Source organism: Paenibacillus graminis, from assembly GCF_000758705.1.
GTDB classification, from domain to species: Bacteria; Bacillota; Bacilli; order Paenibacillales; family Paenibacillaceae; genus Paenibacillus_AQ; species Paenibacillus_AQ graminis.
The window spans coordinates 811,936-832,416 of record NZ_CP009287.1 but is presented as its reverse complement, the minus strand read 5'-3'; the positions used below and the strand labels follow the sequence as shown (position 1 = coordinate 832,416).

10 protein-coding genes, 3 rRNA genes and 2 riboswitches are annotated in these 20,481 nt (G+C 49.8%); all 13 genes read right to left on the bottom strand.

Annotated features, from left to right (window positions below):
* Positions 1-706: 706 nt before the first annotated feature.
* Positions 707-2,845, bottom strand: a complete 2,139-nt coding sequence (locus PGRAT_RS03565) for a DNA topoisomerase III (protein ID WP_025708278.1) — start codon at positions 2,843-2,845, stop codon at positions 707-709.
* Between the two features lie 242 nt (positions 2,846-3,087).
* Positions 3,088-4,287 (bottom strand): DUF4179 domain-containing protein, encoded by a 1,200-nt coding sequence (locus PGRAT_RS03560; protein WP_025708277.1) that lies wholly within the window; start codon positions 4,285-4,287, stop codon positions 3,088-3,090.
* Complete coding sequence (locus tag PGRAT_RS03555; protein ID WP_025708276.1) at positions 4,262-4,846, bottom strand: RNA polymerase sigma factor; 585 nt, start codon at positions 4,844-4,846, stop codon at positions 4,262-4,264. The genes PGRAT_RS03560 and PGRAT_RS03555 overlap by 26 nt, the downstream gene beginning before the upstream one ends.
* Positions 4,847-4,987: 141 nt before the next feature.
* The gene (locus PGRAT_RS03550) at positions 4,988-5,734 is read right to left on the bottom strand and encodes an acyl-[acyl-carrier-protein] thioesterase (RefSeq protein ID WP_025708275.1); all 747 of its coding nucleotides are present in this window, start codon (positions 5,732-5,734) and stop codon (positions 4,988-4,990) included.
* A gap of 249 nt (positions 5,735-5,983) precedes the next feature.
* Positions 5,984-6,100 (bottom strand): 5S ribosomal RNA (gene rrf, locus PGRAT_RS03545).
* A 77-nt stretch (positions 6,101-6,177) separates the two neighbouring features.
* Positions 6,178-9,104 (bottom strand): 23S ribosomal RNA (locus tag PGRAT_RS03540).
* A 248-nt stretch (positions 9,105-9,352) separates the two neighbouring features.
* Positions 9,353-10,911, bottom strand: a 16S ribosomal RNA gene (locus PGRAT_RS03535).
* The 16S, 23S and 5S rRNA genes sit together here, the layout of an rRNA operon.
* 429 nt (positions 10,912-11,340) lie before the next feature.
* Positions 11,341-12,150 carry a transglutaminase-like domain-containing protein gene (locus tag PGRAT_RS03530; RefSeq protein ID WP_025707354.1) on the bottom strand — a complete coding sequence of 270 codons (810 nt, stop codon included), beginning with the start codon at positions 12,148-12,150 and terminating at the stop codon, positions 11,341-11,343.
* A gap of 13 nt (positions 12,151-12,163) precedes the next feature.
* Positions 12,164-12,245: riboswitch (cyclic di-GMP riboswitch) on the bottom strand.
* Between the two features lie 74 nt (positions 12,246-12,319).
* Positions 12,320-12,401: riboswitch (cyclic di-GMP riboswitch) on the bottom strand.
* A 123-nt stretch (positions 12,402-12,524) separates the two neighbouring features.
* Positions 12,525-13,181 carry a class D sortase gene (locus tag PGRAT_RS03525; protein ID WP_025707353.1) on the bottom strand — a complete coding sequence of 219 codons (657 nt, stop codon included), beginning with the start codon at positions 13,179-13,181 and terminating at the stop codon, positions 12,525-12,527.
* 27 nt (positions 13,182-13,208) lie between these two features.
* A complete protein-coding gene (locus PGRAT_RS03520; protein WP_025707352.1) occupies positions 13,209-13,613 on the bottom strand; it encodes a GtrA family protein in 405 nt (134 codons plus the stop codon).
* Positions 13,603-14,592 carry a glycosyltransferase family 2 protein gene (locus tag PGRAT_RS03515; protein WP_025707351.1) on the bottom strand — a complete coding sequence of 330 codons (990 nt, stop codon included), beginning with the start codon at positions 14,590-14,592 and terminating at the stop codon, positions 13,603-13,605. The genes PGRAT_RS03520 and PGRAT_RS03515 overlap by 11 nt, the downstream gene beginning before the upstream one ends.
* A 51-nt stretch (positions 14,593-14,643) precedes the next feature.
* Positions 14,644-18,471: a glycosyltransferase family 39 protein gene (locus PGRAT_RS03510; RefSeq protein WP_052415686.1), complete on the bottom strand. Its 3,828-nt coding sequence runs from the start codon at positions 18,469-18,471 to the stop codon at positions 14,644-14,646.
* Positions 18,468-20,438 (bottom strand): glycosyltransferase family 39 protein, encoded by a 1,971-nt coding sequence (locus PGRAT_RS03505; RefSeq protein ID WP_155990532.1) that lies wholly within the window; start codon positions 20,436-20,438, stop codon positions 18,468-18,470. Before PGRAT_RS03505 ends, PGRAT_RS03510 begins: the two co-directional genes overlap by 4 nt.
* Between the last annotated feature and the right edge of the window lie 43 nt (positions 20,439-20,481).

The window sequence follows — 20,481 nt, the reverse complement described above, 5'->3', positions numbered from 1 at the left end:
ACCCTTATCTGTCCTGCTTCACATCCTTAAGTAAAGCATATCTGCGTTTCATTGGACAGTCCATATTGCCACTCCGGCATACAAACAAATGAATAACCGATGTTAGAAAATATCCCTCTTTGTGTCCATTAGAACATTCTATGCGTGTAGATTTCACTGGGATATCCATTTTAAAATGGAGCGGGCAAACATTCTAAGAGGGGAAAAGTATCACTAATTCAAACTCATTCTGCTTATGGGGTATCCTATGTGGGAAAAACTACCACTAATCCGGCTGAAAACTGCCATATGGGATGAATATACATGAATTAGGTGTACAAAATCCCACTAAAACCTTCTGTAACCCGGATCTCGGCTAATTAGTTTTACTTTTTCCACTTAGCTTCAGTTCCTTATCTAACGAATGTGACCTATCTATCCCCCTCATTCTGGACTAAAAAAACAAAATAACGTCTTTTGAGTCTGAATCACCCGCAAAATTCAGAAAATTCTACTGAATAGTGTCTTCTCTGTCCGTTTTCCCCCGCAGGCGACCTGCCTGCTTCAACATGTTCCATTACAATCTGTGGCTTCCGTATGGTCTACATTTTTTAATATTTAATTTCATATAATAAAGACTGCCGCACACGCCCGGCAGTCTTTAACAGTCTTTATTTCATTCCTAAACAGCTCATTCCCGGCTGCAGCAGGTTCGTTAATAATCTTCTTATTTGCCCTTCTCCTTGGCTTCCATCGCTGCTTTGAGCAGCTCACCCAGGTTAGAACCTACACTTTCCGGTTTGCTGTACTGCTGCACGAGCTTCTGCTGCTCACGTTTGTTAATATGCTTTTGGTCCTTATCTATTGTCTCGGTAATTCCACAACCGAGGCATTGGACATAGCGCCCGGCTTTGCCCTCTTTCAGCTCCATCTTCTTATGGCACTGCGGGCACCGGCGGTTAGATAACTGTTTCTCCCCTGCACGGGTATAGCCGCAGTCATCTGCCGGGCAGACCAGCAGCTTGCCGCGCTTGGTCTTCTTCTCCAGCAATCTTGTTCCACAGTTGGGGCAATGGCTGTTCGAGACATTATGCGGCTTGTATTCCGCCCCGCTATTCTTCACACCGGACACCAGCTCCTGTGCCATGCCTCGGATGCCCTGCAGAAAAGGCTCCGGACGCCCCTGTCCGCGGGCGATCTTCTCCAGCTCAGCCTCCCAGCGCGCGGTCAGCTCCGGTGTGCGCAGCTGTCCTGCCACCAGTCCGATCAGCTGCTTGCCCTTTCCTGTGGGGTGCAGCAGATTGCCCTGACGCTCAATCGTATCGGAGCTGACTAGCTTCTCAATAATGTCTGCACGTGTAGCCGGTGTTCCTAACCCATGCTTCTCCATCTGAGTCAGGAGTGAAGCTTCATTGTAGCGCTTCGGCGGCTGCGTCCGGCCTGGCCGGATGAGGCAACGCTGCACGGTAACAGCTTCCCCTTCACGCAGCTCGGGGAGCTTCACACTGCTTGCCGCCGGTTCATCTGCGCTGTTCTCTTCCTCGTCATCGCTGCTCAGATCCCCGCCGTAAACCTCACGCCAGCCCGCATCTTTTACCGTTGTGCCTTTGACATGAAAAACTTCTCCATCAACGTTTACCGTCACCGCCACCGCATCATAACGGGCTGCAGGATAGAACAAGCTGATGAACCGGCGCACAATCAGATCATAGAGCTTGCGCTCCTCAGCACTTAGCTGATTGAGAAGTACAGTCTGCTCCGTAGGAATGATTGCATGGTGATCGCTCACCTTGCTGTCATCCACAACCCGCTTGGTGATCGGCAGCGGCTTACGCAGCAGTGGTCTTGCCAGTGCCGCATAAGGCCCAACAGCTACGCTGTCCAGCCTTTCTTTGAGCGTGCCTGTCATATCCGACGTCAGATACCGGCTGTCCGTACGCGGATAAGTCACCAGCTTATGCTGTTCATACAGCCGCTGAAGCACACTTGAGGTTTGCTTAGCCGAGAAACCGAACTTGCGGTTCGCATCGCGCTGCAGCTCTGTGAGATCATAAGCCAGCGGATGGGGTTCACTTTTCTCACTTTTTTGCACCTTGGCGATGCGTCCGCTTCGTCCCGTGAGCCTTTCTTTCAGTTTCGCTGTTTTATCCCGTTCAAAAATACGCCCATCTCCGCCCTGGGCCCGCCAACCGGCCTGGAAGCTGCCAAAATCAGCCGTCAGCAAGTCATACTCCTGGGAACGGAAGCCGGTAATTTCATTTTCCCGGTCCATAATCATGCCCAGTGTCGGTGTCTGCACCCGCCCGGCAGACAGCGGCGCACCGAACTTGCAGGTCAACGCCCGCGTCACATTTAGCCCGATCATCCAGTCCGCCTCAGCACGGCAGCGCGCCGATTCATACAGCCGGTCAAACTCACGTCCCGGCCGGAGTGAAGCGAATCCTTCCTTAATTGCCTTATCCGTCTGCGAAGAGATCCAGAGCCGCCGGAACGGCTTTTTCCAACCAGCCATATTCATAATCCAACGCGCCAGCAGTTCGCCTTCACGCGCAGCATCCGTAGCCACAATCAGTTCCTCTATGTCCTGCCGCTTCATCAGCTGCTGCACGGCCTTGTACTGCTGGCCCGTCTCCCGCAGCACCTTCAGCTTGGCCTTCTCCGGCAGAATCGGCAAATCCTCCAGTGCCCAGTTGGCATATTTATTGTTATAGTCCTCCGGCTCCGCCAGGCCCACTAAATGCCCCAATGCCCAGGTAACCACATATTTTGGTCCTTCAATATAACTCTTTTGTTTGTTTCCACAGCCCATCACCCGCGCAATCTCGCGCGCAACCGACGGCTTCTCGGCAAGTACCAATACCTTCATAGCTCTCTCCCTTCCCTGTCAACATCCTATTATACCATGTATTGAAAGTCAGCAAATATCGTCAAGCGGTGGTACTGAAGGCTTTATACATTAACAGTGAGTGAGCCAACAGCCGAAGAAGTTGCATTGAGGCTGATTCAGATACTTTGCGGTGACCCCAACATATACTTATATTTTTTAAAAAAGCCCGCGTCCGCAATGCAGACACGAGCCTTAACTTTATTACCGAACGAACCGGAAGTCTATTTGTTGTTTTTTTGCGGAATTTGAATGGTTTGTTCCAGTTCCGGGTAGTATGTTTTCACCTTGTTCCCTTCAGCATCCATCAATGGTTCAAGATTATGGTCAATGGAATACGTGAACGGCTTAACTGTAATTTTCTTTGTACCTTGCGGGAAGGGGTCAAAGTCCCGATCCACTATTGGATAGACTATGGCTGGCAGAAGGAAAGACCCGGATGAAGTAAACGCTGTGCCTTGGTCATCCGAAAGTTCATAGAACATTTCAGAAACACTGTATCCTGCCGCTGGTTTCGGAGAGCTTGGAATTTTTCCCTCCTGGTCAACAACCAATCTGCTCGTCGCCGGGGTCAGTTCCAGTTTTTTAATGGTATAGCTGAATTCTCCTGTGGTTTTCGTTTGGTTCAGGTCCAGTCTGACAATTCCTTCGGTTACTTTTTTCAACGGCACTTTAAATTCGAAAGGCTCTGCGACTTGTGTAACCGGCACACTTACACTTAACACGAATTCATCACCAAAGGCTGCGGTGTTGTTCAGATTTCTAAGATCATACAGAAGAGTGTTCTTTTGCCCCTTAACATCTCCTGTGCTTCCAGAACCATACGATATTTCTTTTCCATCCGGTAATTTTACAATAGGCAGCCCCAACAACCCCTTTACGGACTGATCCAAAATTGTATTTGCATGTTTCTCTTTAACGGCTGGATCAAACTTTATAGGTTCAATTGTTATCTTCCCTAACATCTCTTCATTATCAATGCCTTCCCTTTCAAAAGCCAGAGCCAGCCTTGATCCGTCATAATAAGCGTTTGTAATCTTCAAGGTCACGCCATCATGGGTGACACTTTGGTTAGGAACAGTGGATAATCCCTTGTCGGCCGCAGCTTTGAGTCCCTTGTCTTCTACAATTTTAAATACATTGCCCACGATAGGGATTTGCTTCAAGGTATCTGCCATAACCGGCGATACAAAACCTGTACCAATGATCCCGGCTCCCAAAGCTGCGGCTGAGGATGCGGCAAACAATGTTTTCTTTAGCACATTGCTGCCACGTTTCGTTGACTTTCTTTTCTCCACATCCAGTTCTCCTATTCGTTTCATAATTTGACTGCTGTAGCTGTCTACCGGCATTTTATGATCTCTGAGAGCCTGACGAATGTCTTCCGTCTTTTGGCTGTCAGTGGGATTTTGCCACTTTTCCATGAGGGTTTCCTCCTTCATTCATCTTCTGCTGGACCAGCTTTTTACGCAGTCGTTCAAATTTCTTCCGCAGGGCAGCAGGATTACAGCCCATAATTTTCCCCATCTCCTCGAAGCTGTACTGTTCTACAACCTTGAGGATCAGCAGATTACTTTCCTCGGCTGATAAACTGCCCATCAATAACTGTACCGGCCCTTCATCACTAGGATCAGAATAAGCCTTCGGGTGCTGCTCTTTATACAGGGATAACAGACGGCTGCGCCGCTTACGTTTTCGAATCTGGTCAAGACAATGATGGTAGGCCACTTTATACAGCCAGGCAGAAAAAGATTCTAGTTTCCTATAGCGCTCAAGCTCCCGATACACTTTCACAAAAATATCTTGAACCGCATCCTCAGCTTCTTCCCGACTCTTCAAAATGTAATAACAATAGGTATATATCTGCCTTTCAAAGGCCCGGATTATAATTGCAAAAGCCTCACGGTCTCCTGCACGCACCTGATTTATGGCTTCATCAACCAGCGTTGGACTCACTTGGGCCCCGGGGTCTCGTTGTTCCAAAGAATCACCTCCTCGTTGACTGCCTACACCTATATAACGCTTTCCGGCTCCCAAATTGTGACAGGCAGAAAAATATCCCTAAAAACAAAAAAGACAGTCCCCGTCATTCTTTCAGAGGGCTGTCGCTCTTTCATTTATTCACTACAAAACAAACTTAAGACAAGCTTCAAAAAAAACAGTTCCCCCGCTATGCCCTCGTACGAACATTCCCTGATCTGTTATGGGCGTCCGCAAAATCACTATCTCATCCCCAAATGTAGCCTCCTGCAAATAGCTTATCCGGAAGCTGGCCAATTCCAACTGCTCCCACTCTTTCAGTGACAGCGTATCCGTGCATAGTTCGCCATAACGCGCATTATTCAAATGGCTATTATTATCCAGCCCGCTGTAACGTACCTGGTAGCGATAGGCTTCCACCAATGAAAGCTCTGGGGGAATTCTGACCTTTTGCGGCATGCCACCCACGGAATCGCCATTATAGTGCTCCACCTTCGCCGGAAGGGCAGAGGGACGAAGTATCTTTCGTTTGGCAATATCGACAAGCGCCCAGAGCGAACGGGCATTAGCGATTTCCATTTGGTTGCCGTCGAAAATCCGGTAATCGCGCTGCCAGAGCGCCCCTTTGGTTCCTTTACTCCACGTATGTATAGTCAAAAGGTCTTTCGAACGCGGCATACGCTTGAATTCAAGTTCCAAAGTAATCAGCATCCAGCCTATTCCAGTCTCCAGCATCTGCTCCAGGCTCACACCTAACCCGCCCACTGCTGAATCTGCCGCGCGCTGCATCATATCCAACACAAAAGCCAGCTTTCCCTGGGAACGGTAATCTGTATCGCTTGCATGCACGGAATGCTGCTCGGTCCATATAAGATGAGTAAGGTTATCCATAGGTTTATCCCCCTCTGTTCATTAAATAAGCTTTCATTTATCGAGGTATCCACATTTAAGTCTACTCTATCCACATAAACCAGGGAATACTCGGTAAAAGTTCTCTTGCAGAACTTTATCCACATGTGGCTAACTATTAATATTTGCAATTTTCGAATCTCCACAAGCCAATCCTATGAGCTAACCAACAGCAGCTAAACTTTCCAAAACACAAAAAAACACTGTTGAGTTATTCAACAGTGGTCATGTGCTTGGCGGCGTCCTACTCTCCCAGGACCCTTCGGTCCAAGTACCATCGGCGCTGGAGGGCTTAACGGTCGTGTTCGGGATGGGTACGCGTGGAACCCCTCCGCTATCGCCACCAAACGGGCATTTACAGCGTAAATGCTTCAGGAATTTGATTCCTGAAAACTGAATCCGAAACGAATCTGCGTTTTACTTTTTTGGATAAGCCCTCGACCGATTAGTATTGGTCAGCTCCATGCATTGCTGCACTTCCACCTCCAACCTATCTACCTCGTCGTCTTCAAGGGGTCTTACTAATTGGGAAATCTCATCTTGAGGGGGGCTTCACGCTTAGATGCTTTCAGCGCTTATCCCGTCCGTACGTAGCTACCCAGCCATGCTCCTGGCGGAACAACTGGTGCACCAGCGGTACGTCCATCCCGGTCCTCTCGTACTAAGGACAGCTCCTCTCAAATTTCCTGCGCCCACGACAGATAGGGACCGAACTGTCTCACGACGTTCTGAACCCAGCTCGCGTACCGCTTTAATGGGCGAACAGCCCAACCCTTGGGACCTACTTCAGCCCCAGGATGCGATGAGCCGACATCGAGGTGCCAAACCTCCCCGTCGATGTGGACTCTTGGGGGAGATAAGCCTGTTATCCCCAGGGTAGCTTTTATCCGTTGAGCGATGGCCCTTCCATGCGGTACCACCGGATCACTAAGTCCGACTTTCGTCCCTGCTCGACTTGTTGGTCTCGCAGTCAAGCTCCCTTCTGCCTTTGCACTCTTCGAATGATTTCCAACCATTCTGAGGGAACCTTTGAACGCCTCCGTTACTCTTTAGGAGGCGACCGCCCCAGTCAAACTGCCCGCCTGACACGGTCCCCGTACCCGTTTAGGGTACCAGGTTAGAACCTAGATACGATCAGGGTGGTATCCCAACGGCGCCTCCACCGAAGCTTGCGCTCCGGTTTCTACGGCTCCCACCTATCCTGTACAGATCGTACCCAAATTCAATATCAAGCTGCAGTAAAGCTCCATGGGGTCTTTCCGTCTTGTCGCGGGTAACCTGCATCTTCACAGGTATTAAAATTTCACCGGATCTCTCGTTGAGACAGCGCCCAAGTCGTTACGCCATTCGTGCGGGTCAGAATTTACCTGACAAGGAATTTCGCTACCTTAGGACCGTTATAGTTACGGCCGCCGTTTACTGGGGCTTCGGTTCACAGCTTCGGGTTGCCCCTAACCGCTCCCCTTAACCTTCCAGCACCGGGCAGGCGTCAGCCCGTATACTTCGCCTTGCGGCTTCGCACAGACCTGTGTTTTTGCTAAACAGTCGCTTGGGCCTTTTCACTGCGGCCCCCTCGGGCTATTCACCCTACCGAGGCACCCCTTCTCCCGAAGTTACGGGGTCATTTTGCCGAGTTCCTTAACGAGAGTTCTTCCGCGCGCCTTAGAATTCTCTTCTCGCCTACCTGTGTCGGTTTGCGGTACGGGCACCTTCTCCTGGCTAGAGGCTTTTCTTGGCAGTGTGAGATCATGACCTTCGCTACTATAATTTTCGCTCCCCATCACAGCCCAGCCTTACGGTGTGCGGATTTGCCTGCACACCAGCCTCACTGCTTAGACGGACATCCATCAGTCCGCGTCACTACCCTCCTGCGTCACCCCATCGCTCATAGCGGATTACGGTGGTACAGTAATTTCAAACTGTTGTCCTTCGACTACGCCTGTCGGCCTCGCCTTAGGTCCCGACTTACCCTGAGCGGACGAGCCTTCCTCAGGAAACCTTGGGCTTTCGGCGGATCAGATTCTCACTGATCTTTTCGTTACTCATACCGGCATTCTCACTTGTGTATTCTCCAGCGCTCCTTACGGTACACCTTCAACGTATACACAACGCTCCCCTACCCCAGATACATACGTATCTAGCCATAGCTTCGGTGGTGTGTTTAGCCCCGTTACATTTTCGGCGCAGAGTCACTCGACCAGTGAGCTATTACGCACTCTTTCAATGGTGGCTGCTTCTAAGCCAACATCCTGGTTGTCTGTGCAACTCCACATCCTTTCCCACTTAACACACACTTGGGGACCTTAGCTGATGGTCTGGGCTGTTTCCCTTTTGACAATGGATCTTAGCACTCACTGTCTGACTCCCGGCAAGAAGTCCATGGCATTCGGAGTTTGACTGAGCTTGGTAACCCTTGCGGGCCCCGCACCCAATCAGTGCTCTACCTCCACGACTCCATTCACCGAGGCTAGCCCTAAAGCTATTTCGGGGAGAACCAGCTATCTCCGAGTTCGATTGGAATTTCTCCGCTACCCCCACCTCATCCCCGCATTTTTCAACATACGTGGGTTCGGGCCTCCAGTGCGTGTTACCGCACCTTCACCCTGGACAGGGGTAGATCACACGGTTTCGGGTCTACGTCCACATACTTAGTCGCCCTATTCAGACTCGCTTTCGCTGCGGCTCCGGCTTCTCACCTTAACCTTGCATGTTAAACGTAACTCGCCGGTTCATTCTACAAAAGGCACGCCATCACCCATAGATCGGGCTCTGACTTTTTGTAAGCACACGGTTTCAGGTTCTATTTCACTCCCCTTCCGGGGTGCTTTTCACCTTTCCCTCACGGTACTGTTTCACTATCGGTCGCCAGGTAGTATTTAGCCTTAGCAGATGGTCCTGCCGGATTCATACGGGGTTTCACGTGCCCCGCACTACTCGGGATCCGTCTCGGAGGGAACACAGTTTAGGTTACAGGGCTTTTACCTCTATCGCGGGCCTTTCCAGACCTCTTCGCCTACCCGGTTCCTTTGTAACTCCATGTGAGACGTCCCACAACCCCAAGGGGCAAGCCCCTTGGTTTAGGCTGTTCCGCGTTCGCTCGCCGCTACTGACGGAATCACTATTGTTTTCTCTTCCTCAGGGTACTTAGATGTTTCAGTTCCCCTGGTCTGCCTCTGCATACCCTATGTATTCAGGTATGAGTAACTGTGAATTACCACAGCTGGGTTTCCCCATTCGGACACCCCCGGATCAAAGCTTGCTTACAGCTCCCCGAGGCAGTTTCGTTGTTCGCCACGTCCTTCGTCGGCTCCTGGCGCCTAGGCATCCTCCGTGTGCTCTTATTAGCTTAACCATGCGTTTTCCCGTAGGGAAAATCGCTGTATCAACTAATAACTATTTCAACTTGCTTACACAAGTTTCAGCTAAAAGATGTTCTAAAACGCATTTTCGTTTCGGTATCCAGTTTTCAAGGATCAAGGTCTTGCTTGAGAGCTTGGACTCTCAAAACTGAGCAACGAGTGAGTGTTCGAACCCAAGGGTTCTAATGGAAGTCAAGCTTCCGATTTGAATGTTTCCGTTGCAGGAAACGATTCTCCATAGAAAGGAGGTGATCCAGCCGCACCTTCCGATACGGCTACCTTGTTACGACTTCACCCCAATCATCTACCCCACCTTCGGCGGCTGGCCCCCTTGCGGGTTACCCCACCGACTTCGGGTGTTGTAAACTCTCGTGGTGTGACGGGCGGTGTGTACAAGACCCGGGAACGTATTCACCGCGGCATGCTGATCCGCGATTACTAGCAATTCCGACTTCATGCAGGCGAGTTGCAGCCTGCAATCCGAACTGAGACCGGCTTTGCTGGGATTGGCTCCACCTCGCGGCTTCGCTTCCCGTTGTACCGGCCATTGTAGTACGTGTGTAGCCCAGGTCATAAGGGGCATGATGATTTGACGTCATCCCCACCTTCCTCCGGTTTGTCACCGGCAGTCACTCTAGAGTGCCCAGCCTTACCTGCTGGCAACTAAAGTCAAGGGTTGCGCTCGTTGCGGGACTTAACCCAACATCTCACGACACGAGCTGACGACAACCATGCACCACCTGTCTCAACTTTCCCCGAAGGGCACCTAATGCATCTCTGCTTCGTTAGTTGGATGTCAAGACCTGGTAAGGTTCTTCGCGTTGCTTCGAATTAAACCACATACTCCACTGCTTGTGCGGGTCCCCGTCAATTCCTTTGAGTTTCAGTCTTGCGACCGTACTCCCCAGGCGGAGTGCTTACTGTGTTAACTTCGGCACCAAGGGTATCGAAACCCCTAACACCTAGCACTCATCGTTTACGGCGTGGACTACCAGGGTATCTAATCCTGTTTGCTCCCCACGCTTTCGCGCCTCAGCGTCAGTTACAGCCCAGAAAGTCGCCTTCGCCACTGGTGTTCCTCCACATCTCTACGCATTTCACCGCTACACGTGGAATTCCACTTTCCTCTTCTGTACTCAAGCCACCCAGTTTCCAGTGCGACCCCAGGTTGAGCCCAAGGTTTAAACACCAGACTTAAATAGCCGCCTGCGCGCGCTTTACGCCCAATAATTCCGGACAACGCTTGCCCCCTACGTATTACCGCGGCTGCTGGCACGTAGTTAGCCGGGGCTTTCTTCTCAGGTACCGTCACTCCGGCAGCAGTTACTCTACCGGACGTTCTTCCCTGGCAACAGAGCTTTACGATCCGAAAACCTTCATCACTCACGCGGCGTTGCTCCGTCAGGCTTTCGCCCATTGCGGAAGATTCCCTACTGCTGCCTCCCGTAGGAGTCTGGGCCGTGTCTCAGTCCCAGTGTGGCCGTTCACCCTCTCAGGTCGGCTACGCATCGTCGCCTTGGTAGGCCGTTACCCCACCAACTAGCTAATGCGCCGCAGGCCCATCCTCTAGCAGCAGATTGCTCCGCCTTTCATCCCTAGCCCAGGTGGGCCAGGGAATTATCCGGTATTAGCTACCGTTTCCGGTAGTTATCCCAGTCTAGAGGGTAGGTTGCCTACGTGTTACTCACCCGTCCGCCGCTAACCTACTGGAGTGCAAGCACTCCAGTAAATCCGCTCGACTTGCATGTATTAGGCACGCCGCCAGCGTTCGTCCTGAGCCAGGATCAAACTCTCCAAATAGGTTTTTTCGAGCGGTTGCTTCACCCGAATTACTCCGAGAAAATAACCATCCGAAAAAGATATTGAAAAGAGCGATTGCTCATTTTGAAACATCTGACGAGAATAAAATATTCTCTAATTTGGATCTCACTTACGTGAAATCCCACTCACTCGTTGTTCAGTTTTCAAAGATCAAGCTCGTCGTCGGTGTCGATTATCTCGTCACCAGCAACTCTTATAATATATCATGTTTGTCTTAGCAATGCAAGCTTTTTTTGTAACGATTTAATCAATCGTTTCTAATTTACTTGGCAGCGCTCCAACAACGCTTATTTATAATACCCTATAGTGATATAAAAAAGCAACCCTTTAGAAAAAGAAAGATAACCCGCTTAATATTTAAGCGGGTTATCTTCAAAAATCCTATTGTTAATAGCACATTCACTCTTCTTAATAAAACTTCGCTGCAGAATATTTGCTTGCTACTTTTATTAATCCTGTATCTTTGTTGTTCTTGCCCAAGCCGGCATCGACTGTAGTGTCGATAGTCACCCATTTGCCGTCAAGCAGAACTTCATTCCAGGCATGGTATGAAGTCACATAGCTGGTATTCCCCATGACCAATTTGGTAGGTATGCCTTGACTGCGAAGCATAGTTGCAAACAATGAAGCATAATCGTAGCAAATCCCCTTTTTGGTAGCCAGAGTATTGTCATTGTTAGGGATGTAGTCGGTCGTAACACTGGAAGCCAAGCTATAGTCATATTTCACATTAGAAACGATGTAGTTGTAAATTGCTTTTACCTTTTGTTCATCAGTGGTCAGGCCCTGAGTAAGCTGAGCGGCCTTCAGAACTGATTTATCGGAAGAACTCCATTTCACATTCTGTACGGAGCTCAAGTATACGGTGTTTGCATTGCTCAAGCTGAGGTCTACGGTTTCGGAGGATATCACTTTGTATTTGTTGCCGGTAGTGTTCTCCAGAACAGAAACTTTATAAGAACCGTTACCTTGCTGCAGCGGGAAGGTCTCATTGGGCTTAGAGGCATAGAGGTTATATGTGTAGCTGTTGTTGTCCTTAGTGATCATGAGCTTAATACGCTTGTCCTTAGGAACTTCATAGGAAACAGCGATAACTCCTTGATTCAATTGTGATGTATTCAACCAGCCTGAGTCAGTACTGGCGGCTTCAGCTGAGCCTGTCTGAACGGAAGTGGCAACTACAAACAATGTTAACAACGAAAAAAAGAACTTCTTCATGGATAAAACCCCTTTCGGTAGCTGGCTGCCATCCGTATTGGGAAGGCCCTTTAGCTTTGCGTCCCTACCTTTCGATAGGTTTGCCGTTATCGTATAAGCTTTATCTGTTCTTACTTCATAGAGCGATTTGATAGATTCATATTAAGAACAAACAAAAAAAGCCTCTTCATTCGGTAGCTGGCTGCCATCCATAGCGGGAAGGCCCTTTAGCTTTGCGTCCCTACCTTTCGATAGGTTTGCCGTTATCGTGCTTAGCTTTTATAGTTATATAGTATCATACTTATATCTATATTCAAGACCTAAATCACTAGATTCCTACTACTTTTTAATAAAATTTTAATATACTTCACTTTTAATCCGCAGCTAATTGGAATTTAAGGCAATCTGGCATGAATAATCAGGCGATGCGTCGGATTGACCAATGGATCGCAGGTAATCAGAGTGAGTATCTTATCATCGTTATGTCCATTTAATACGGAAACATCCGTAGGCTCTACAATTGAAATATCATATACTACGTATTGGTAATCCTGTTCCTTTGTTTGTACGGATATAGTATCACCGACCTCAACTTCATTGAGTCTGTTAAAAAGCCTGCCTGCAGTTCTTGATCTGTGTGCGGCAATCGCAGCATTGCCAACCTGCCCAATAGCAGCGGTCTCCTTCATATGGGCGGCAGCATGTTTCATGTTGGCTTTGGTTGCCCCTTCCAGTACAGGCAGCTTCAAATTGATTTTGCTGATCTGGATAATGCCTGTGATCTTGCCGCCCAGCTTAACTTCGGGAGCCGGGGCTTCTGTCGCTTTCGCCAGGTCACCCTCAGAGGATTCCTCAGCGAGAAGCTGGGTGACTTCAGCGTATTGTTTGTGCAAATCTGACTGCGGTGACGGTGAAGGCGTAATCTCACTGTATGCCTGTTCCGCTTCCTCCAGCAGCTTCTGCTGCTGCCAGTCGTTGTACCATTCATTTGCTTTGGGGTACAGCATAATCAGAATCCCGGCAAGAATAATCAAGTAAGAGAACTTGCGCATGAAATCACCTCCGTAAGTTAGTCTGTTTTAAAATACCCACTTCCGGCTTCCGAAGAAATTGATCACTACGGTTACTATAGTAACCAGCACTTTGGCAACCAGCACCTGAATACCGAAGCGGTCTGTCAGCAAATGCATAAGCAGGACCGATATGCCCAGCACAATCAGGTTCAGTATTATAAACCTTACCAGTTGCATCCGGTCAAAACCGTCCTTGCTTCCCCGGTCCTGATCCCGAAAGGTCACCTTCTTGTTCCATATGAAACTATTGGCCGTACCGGCGCTGTAAGAAATGATCTGTGCCGGAGTATTCAACATTCCCAGTGAATGCAGCAGGGTAAAGACGGCAAAATCAATCAAGGTATTCAGCACACCTACGGCATTAAATTTTAAAAACTGGATGAACCCTGCATTAAGCTGTCTATCTGACATAATCGTTGTCCTTCCGCACGCCCGTTTTCTCTTCGCCGCTCTCCGCATCGCCGTAACCTCTCGTCTCACGCACGATATATAGCGGTCTATCCTTGGATTCATCATAGATTCGCCCAATGTATTCACCGATTACACCGAGCAGCATAAGCACAATACCATTAAACAGCAGGTTCACGCCGACGATAGAAGCCCAGCCCGGGACAGTCCATGAGGTGAATATTTTCTGAAACAAAACAAAGAACAGATAAAGAAAGCTTGAGAAGGACAGAAAGAAGCCAATGTATGATGCTATTTTTAACGGTTTGTGGGAAAAGGAGGTGATGCCGTCCAGCGCAAACCGGATCATTTTCTTCAGCGGATATTTGGTTTCACCGGCAAAACGCTCTTCACGCACGTATTCAACCATGGTCTGGCGGAAGCCCACCCAGCTTACCAGCCCCCGGACATAGCGATTTTTCTCCTTCAGACCGCGCAGCACATCGCACACTTTGCGGTCAATTAACCGGAAATCCCCCGTGTCTGTAGGAATTTCCACACTGGTCATGCTGCTGAGCAGACGGTAGAACATCTTCGCAGTTGCTTTTTTGAAAAGAGTCTCTCCCTGACGCTTAAGCCGCTTGGCATAGACTACCTCATACCCCTCTTTCCACTTCGCGATCATCTGCAAAATCACCTCAGGCGGGTCCTGAAGATCCGCATCAATAACCACGACCGCCTCGCCTTCAGCATAATCCATCCCCGCCGTGATCGCCACCTGATGGCCAAAATTGCGCGAGAAATCAACCAGCTTGACATGCTCGTCGCGGCTGCTGACCTCACGCATAATCTCAGCTGTACGATCCCGGCTCCCGTCGTTAACGAAGACAAGCTCGTAAGAACCGCCGCAGCCGTCCATGACCTTTTTGAGACGCTCATACGTATGCTGAATGACCTCTTCCTCATTGAACATGGGGACAATCACACTGTATCTGGCTTTCACCTTGGTTCCTCCTAAAATTGTGTAACTGCTGTGTAAGCATCCGCCACTTCATTAGAAAACCCAGGAAGGGAACCAGCGCAGCACAACGTCCACATAATCTTTACTAACCTGCATGCCTGACAGCACAGGATAAAACATTACAAAAAGCAGTGCGGCAACGGCCACATAAGCATAACGCATATACCGGGCCTCCGGGTATTTACTGTCGAGCAGCTTCATGATGTATACAATGGCAAGAATCATAAACGGCACCATTGCAAAGTAGTGGTAAAGGAACGTTTCACGCGGCACCAGCATCCATGGAACATACTGCGAGAAGAACCCGATCCAGATCATGTACAGATTCTTATCCTTGCGCTTGACTGTAAACCAGACCGAAGCCAGCATAGCAAAAATGCCGGTCCACCAGATCAGCGGGTTCCCCATAGTCACGATGCTGCTTACCTGTCCTTCCGGCAGTCCTTCACCGCCGCTGAAAAACCATACCGGCCGTTTCATGAATGGCCATTCCCACCAGGAAGAAGCGAACGGATGGGTGGCAACAAGCTGGCTGTGGTAATTGTACATATTCTTTTGTGCATCAATCAGGCCTTTGAAGGTATAGCCATCTGCCGAGACAGACAGAACCGGGATAAAGGACAGGCTGTAAATCACGCCTGGAATAATGACAAAAAACAGCACGCAGCTAAGCAAAGTAACAATGGTATTCTTCCAGAACGACCCGTCCGCGGTGCGGCAGGCAGCCTTAAGCTCCTGATCCCCCACTCTGCCCTCCGCCAGCAAACGTCCCGCCGCTCTGTATTCCCTGTAGCGTTCAAACAGGGCAAGGGCCAGTATGATGGCAAGTCCCGCCCCCCCGTAGATTACAATCCACTTGGAGGCGACGCCAATCCCAAAAAACAGCCCCGACCAGAATAGCGGCACCAGCGTCCGGCGCAGCGGAACGCGATAGAAGCTCATTGTGAAATACCGCTGCATAAAATAGAACATCAGCATGATGAAGAATACACCGTAGACGTCGATGGTTGAGATGCGCGTCTGGGTGAAATGCATGAAATCAAGTGCGAACAATCCTGCGGCAAGAGCGGCATAGAGACTCTTTTTGAAAAGCCTCAGAGCCATTATATAGATCAGCGGCAGCATGGCAATACCAAAGAGCGTGCCGATAATCCGCCAGCCGAACGGATTGACGCCAAACAGCTCCATCCCCACAGAGATTAGCAGCTTGCCAAGAGGCGGGTGGGTATTCTCATACGGAACGATACCGTGTGCATACTCATAAGCTGTACGGGCATGATAAATTTCATCAAAATAGGTGCTGTTCATAAACCCGGAATTCTCCGGAATGATCGATTGTTCATCAAACAGGTTGGACGGCTGTCCCCTTTTGGCAGTTGCGGCATCAGGTGTAACGCTTGTGACCGGAAGCGGCTTTTTGCCTCCCCCCTGTTCATAGAAGGCCATTTCATTCAATGTGAATCCTGGAGAAGTAACGGTCAGCTTCACATATCTTGCGGCAACGTTCAAAGGCTGGCTTTTCCAGATAAACACATTGCCGACATCCTCGTTGACATCCAGCGGGCCGCTCCAGGCATCCGGCGACTGGCTGAATTCCAGTCTGAATTTGCCGGTCCCGACACCGCCGAATATATTTACCCGCTCAAGCTGTCTGCTCTGTCCAAGGTCCACAACAAAGCTTTCGCCGCTGGCGGCCGGTTCCCACAAGGTTTCCGGAGCTTTGGTAGAGCCCAGATGAAATAAAGCAAGCGCCGTATAGACGGCGGTAATGCCCAGCATCCAGATCCAGTCTTTGCGCTGCAGCTTGGGCAGCCCTATCCGGCTGGTGCCCTTAGGAAGAGGACGCATCCCCTCGGCCAGTTCCATGTCCGCATCATATTTCTCTGCCGCCGCAGCCGGGGGAAGAATGGGCTTAATTTCTTTCCGCACATATACTGCATACCCTACATACAGCATGTATAAAGCCAAAACAATATTGGCAATCGCAGTCACTAATACAATACCGTCGGAGGGCGGATTATTGCCGGCATTCAGATGGGCCAGCGTGTACCCTACGTTAAGATACTGAGTCAAAGTAAATCCGAGAAACAGCGTCAGGAACCGGCGGTCCCGGCTCTCGATATAAGTGAACAGACATAGCAGCAATGCCGGGTACATGTACCGTTCATGCATTTTTGTCCCGAATACAAATACGATTGTGATGAGAACCATACCGATAAAGAAGGACTTTGAGAGCTCTTTGCGGTCTTTTTTGAAAGAGTAATACGCTGCAAGGGCAACGGCCGCCAGGATGAAAATAAACCCCCATGCCCGGTAAGTAATACCCAGCCACATAGAATCAATCGAAGCCCACAACGGATCGGTCAGCGCATATAGATTAAAAGCATTCACCGTAGAATAGGGATAGGAGGATAGGGTTCCCTTATAAAGATCAACCAGCCCGCCAATTCCGCCGTTATTCCAGAAGAATGGAGCCGCCAGTACTGCAAAGATGCCAAGCCCGTAAAGGGCGCCGGCCGCAAGCTGCTTCCAGGCACGGTGATGGTAGAAGGCAAACAGCAGTACAGGAGTGAAAATCAGCGCCTGCGGTTTAACAAGCGTGGCCAGGGCGAAGAAGATTGCCGAGCGCACAAAGCGTTGTTCCGATGCGCCCAGAATACTCAGCAGCAGAAATACTAAAAAGAAAGAGTCCGCCTGCCCCCAAGCGGCAGAATCCATCAGCACCGCCGGATTGAACAGGAACAGGAGCATCAGGCCGACAGCCATGCCGGAACCCAGTTTCTTACGTCCTGCCCGGTAAATCAGCCAGCCCAGCACCAGATCGGAAAGAATTGCCGGCAGCTTGAAGAGCAGTGTTTCTCCCCCTGAGCCGTGCGCAAATCCGAACAGTCCGCGAATGAGGCTCAGCACATACAATATGTACAAATAACCTGGAGGATAATCAGCAAAATATCCCTCTTCATAGAACTTGCCCGGCCCCAGGTCTACAATACGCTGGCCCCAGGCGATAAAGGTATTCATGTCATTCTGATATCCCTGCGCGGTCAAACCAATCCAGATCCGCAGGATCAAGGCCGCGCCGAAAACCACATAGAGCCACCGGGTATAGACAGCATCCGGCTGCTTCAGAAGCCGTTCACTGCGGAACGCCCTATTATAGAAAAAAGCGAAAAAAACACTAAACACTGCCGACAGCAGCAGCAGCTTGGCAGGTGATACCTTATGCGGGGTCTCCGCAGCCTGGCCGCCTCCGTTCTGGGCTGCTGCCGCTCCGCTGTCGAGCGAGATGACACCGGCTCCCTCAGGAGCGGCATCCACCTGCTCTACCGACAGATCATCAAAGTAGGCTTTTCCCTGAATCAGACTGGCATAGCCGCCCAAGGCTGCACCAATGCCAAGCTCTTTTTGACCGGAGCCGGTTTGGCCGTAGAATTCAAGGTACTGCCAATTTCCGCCTGTATCCGTGGTAGCGGGATACCCCCCTCCAATGCCTACAGGGAAAATGTTTGCACCCAGTCCCTGGCCTGCAGTGCTGACGATTTTGACATAACCGGAGATCTTATAATAGCTTTTAGGCGAGACTGCAATCGTCTGCACCCATTTGAGGTGGTTGGGTTCCAGATTCTCAATAACCGCAGCCCTGGTACCGGAATGGACTTCCTCAGACTGCACCGAGAGCAGCCCTGAGCTGTCCCCCGGGATCCACATGTCCTTGGTCCACCCTGCAGGGGCACCCTCCTCCCCATCCTCAAAGCCCGGATTCTGCAGTAAATTGCCCGCTGCATAACTGCTTGTTACAGGAAGAATGAACAATAACAGCATTAAAACCAACATTGCGGCCGTGCGTGTACTCCTGATCATCGTTCCAACCTCACCTCGTCAATGTTAATCCAGCCATTCCCGCCGGTTATGTAAATCTCTGCCTGCTCGCCCTGCTTGAGGGACGCACCCGGAAGTACAACAGTGTGATATTTATCCCCTGCAGTCAGTTCAGCTTCCGCTCTTACAATACCATTTACCCGGATGCCCATTTTTCCTCCAGAACCTCCCGCGCACACCATAGCGGTTACTTTATAGGTACCTGTACGGGCGGTAAAGGTCTGCCGTATGTTTTTGTCCGGACCTATGTCTAGATAAGCCTGGCTTGCTCCCGAGTAAGGATTATTGCCGGCCACACCCGTTCCCGCTGAAAAGCTCCAGCCCGTGGTGCCCTCTTCAAAACCCCCATTAGGCACTTCCGCCTGAACTCCTTCAACATTCGAAGCAGCAACACCTTCCGTATTGTCATAAATAAGCACACTGAAATTAGTAAATTTCTTAATCGTGTACCCACCGTTCACAGCAGGCACGGGGTCGTTGTTCCCAAAGATATATGCCGCCTGTCCCGGCTCAATACCCGGAGCGCCAAATTTGTATCGTCCAAAGGAAGACACCATCTGAAAAGCATCACCGGGATTGATATATTTGACCGAATGCAGAAAGTCATGCGGATTGATTTTCTCATAAAAAAGCACATAAATATAGGGCATGTTGACTTTATCTGTGACATAAATATCACCGCCGGCTGTTTCTGAAGCGTACTGTATAGCCTCTCCCAGTGAATCATAAAAGGCCGGGCCAATCTCCTCAGGAAACTTGCCAAAATAGGCGTTTGTAAAAAAGCCAAACAGCACAGCAAATGCGGCTACCGACAACATAGCGGCAAGCTTCAGCTTCCGATACAGCCAGAATACAGCTGTGGCAACCAGCATAATCAGCGGATAGAAAATGATATTAATCCGGTTAATGTTCACGTCAGTGATCAAGGACATCAGGATAGCGATTCCCAGCCAGAGCAATACGGTTATATGCCCAAGCCCCCCGCGCCCGCGCTGATACAGCTCATAAGTCAGGACAATTAGCCCAAGCAGAGCAATGGGCAGCGCGATCGGGTAAGCATAACCGTATGGAGATATGGCATTCCAGGGCAGTCCGTCGTTCCCGCTGCGCATCAGCTCAATAAACCTGCTGAAGTTGCTGGAAGCTGTGTGCAGAAGTTCTCCGCCGAATACAGAGGAAATCTGCTCCACCCTGGGCATGGTTAATCTGGGGATCGTAAAAAGCTTGGTGGCAACCTCTTGAAGTCCGTAATGATTAATTATTATAAACAATAGTATAGGCAGAGCCAGGACTACAAAAAAAACAACATTCCATACCAGTACCCTTAATTTCAAGGTTCTACTATACAATAGAAGAAATGCGGCACAGATAGCAAATACCGGCACAAAAAAGTAGGCTGTTCCGTACGCATATAGCGAAATTGCCATGATAACCGTAAAGCCGTAAGACCACTTGGGGGTCTGAAAGGATTTCAGCAGACAATAGACGGCAATCAGAATCAGGGTAGGGAACAAATTGGATTCCAGCGCCCATCTGGACATCATAATATGCCAGGGATTGATGGCAATGAAGAACATGGCAAAAATACCGCCTGCCCGCGTTGGAAACAGCTGCCTCATACATAAATAGAAAAAAATCATGCCAAGCAGCCCCATCACCAGACTTAGCGCCCGGACAGACAGCGGCGTCAGCCCGAAGAGCCAGATAAAAGGCATGGATAAATAAGCATACAGCGCATTCTGTCCGCTGCCCCAGGCAATAAGGTGAATAGGCAGATGGATACCGTTGCGGTCAATCCCGTAATGCAGGATTGCATAAGCATCATAGCCGATGGATGCCTCGTCCTGATTAAGTCCTGCAGGGATAGATCCGAGATAGACTATCCGCACAATCGCACCCAGCACAAACAACGCGAGCGGCCAAGGATTGTCTATACAGGATCGGTACACTCTTTTAAATAAGCCGGAAATAGGGATCACCTCTTCAACAATA

Excerpts from the sequence above, each read along its gene's own strand:
- PGRAT_RS03565 (WP_025708278.1), bottom strand. The coding sequence starts at position 2,845 with ATGAAGGTATTGGTACTTGCCGAGAAGCCGTCGGTTGCGCGCGAGATT.
- PGRAT_RS03560 (WP_025708277.1), bottom strand. The coding sequence starts at position 4,287 with ATGGAAAAGTGGCAAAATCCCACTGACAGCCAAAAGACGGAAGACATT.
- PGRAT_RS03550 (WP_025708275.1), bottom strand. The coding sequence starts at position 5,734 with ATGGATAACCTTACTCATCTTATATGGACCGAGCAGCATTCCGTGCAT.
- PGRAT_RS03530 (WP_025707354.1), bottom strand. The coding sequence starts at position 12,150 with ATGAAGAAGTTCTTTTTTTCGTTGTTAACATTGTTTGTAGTTGCCACT.
- PGRAT_RS03525 (WP_025707353.1), bottom strand. The coding sequence starts at position 13,181 with ATGCGCAAGTTCTCTTACTTGATTATTCTTGCCGGGATTCTGATTATG.
- PGRAT_RS03520 (WP_025707352.1), bottom strand. The coding sequence starts at position 13,613 with ATGTCAGATAGACAGCTTAATGCAGGGTTCATCCAGTTTTTAAAATTT.
- PGRAT_RS03510 (WP_052415686.1), bottom strand. The coding sequence starts at position 18,471 with ATGATCAGGAGTACACGCACGGCCGCAATGTTGGTTTTAATGCTGTTA.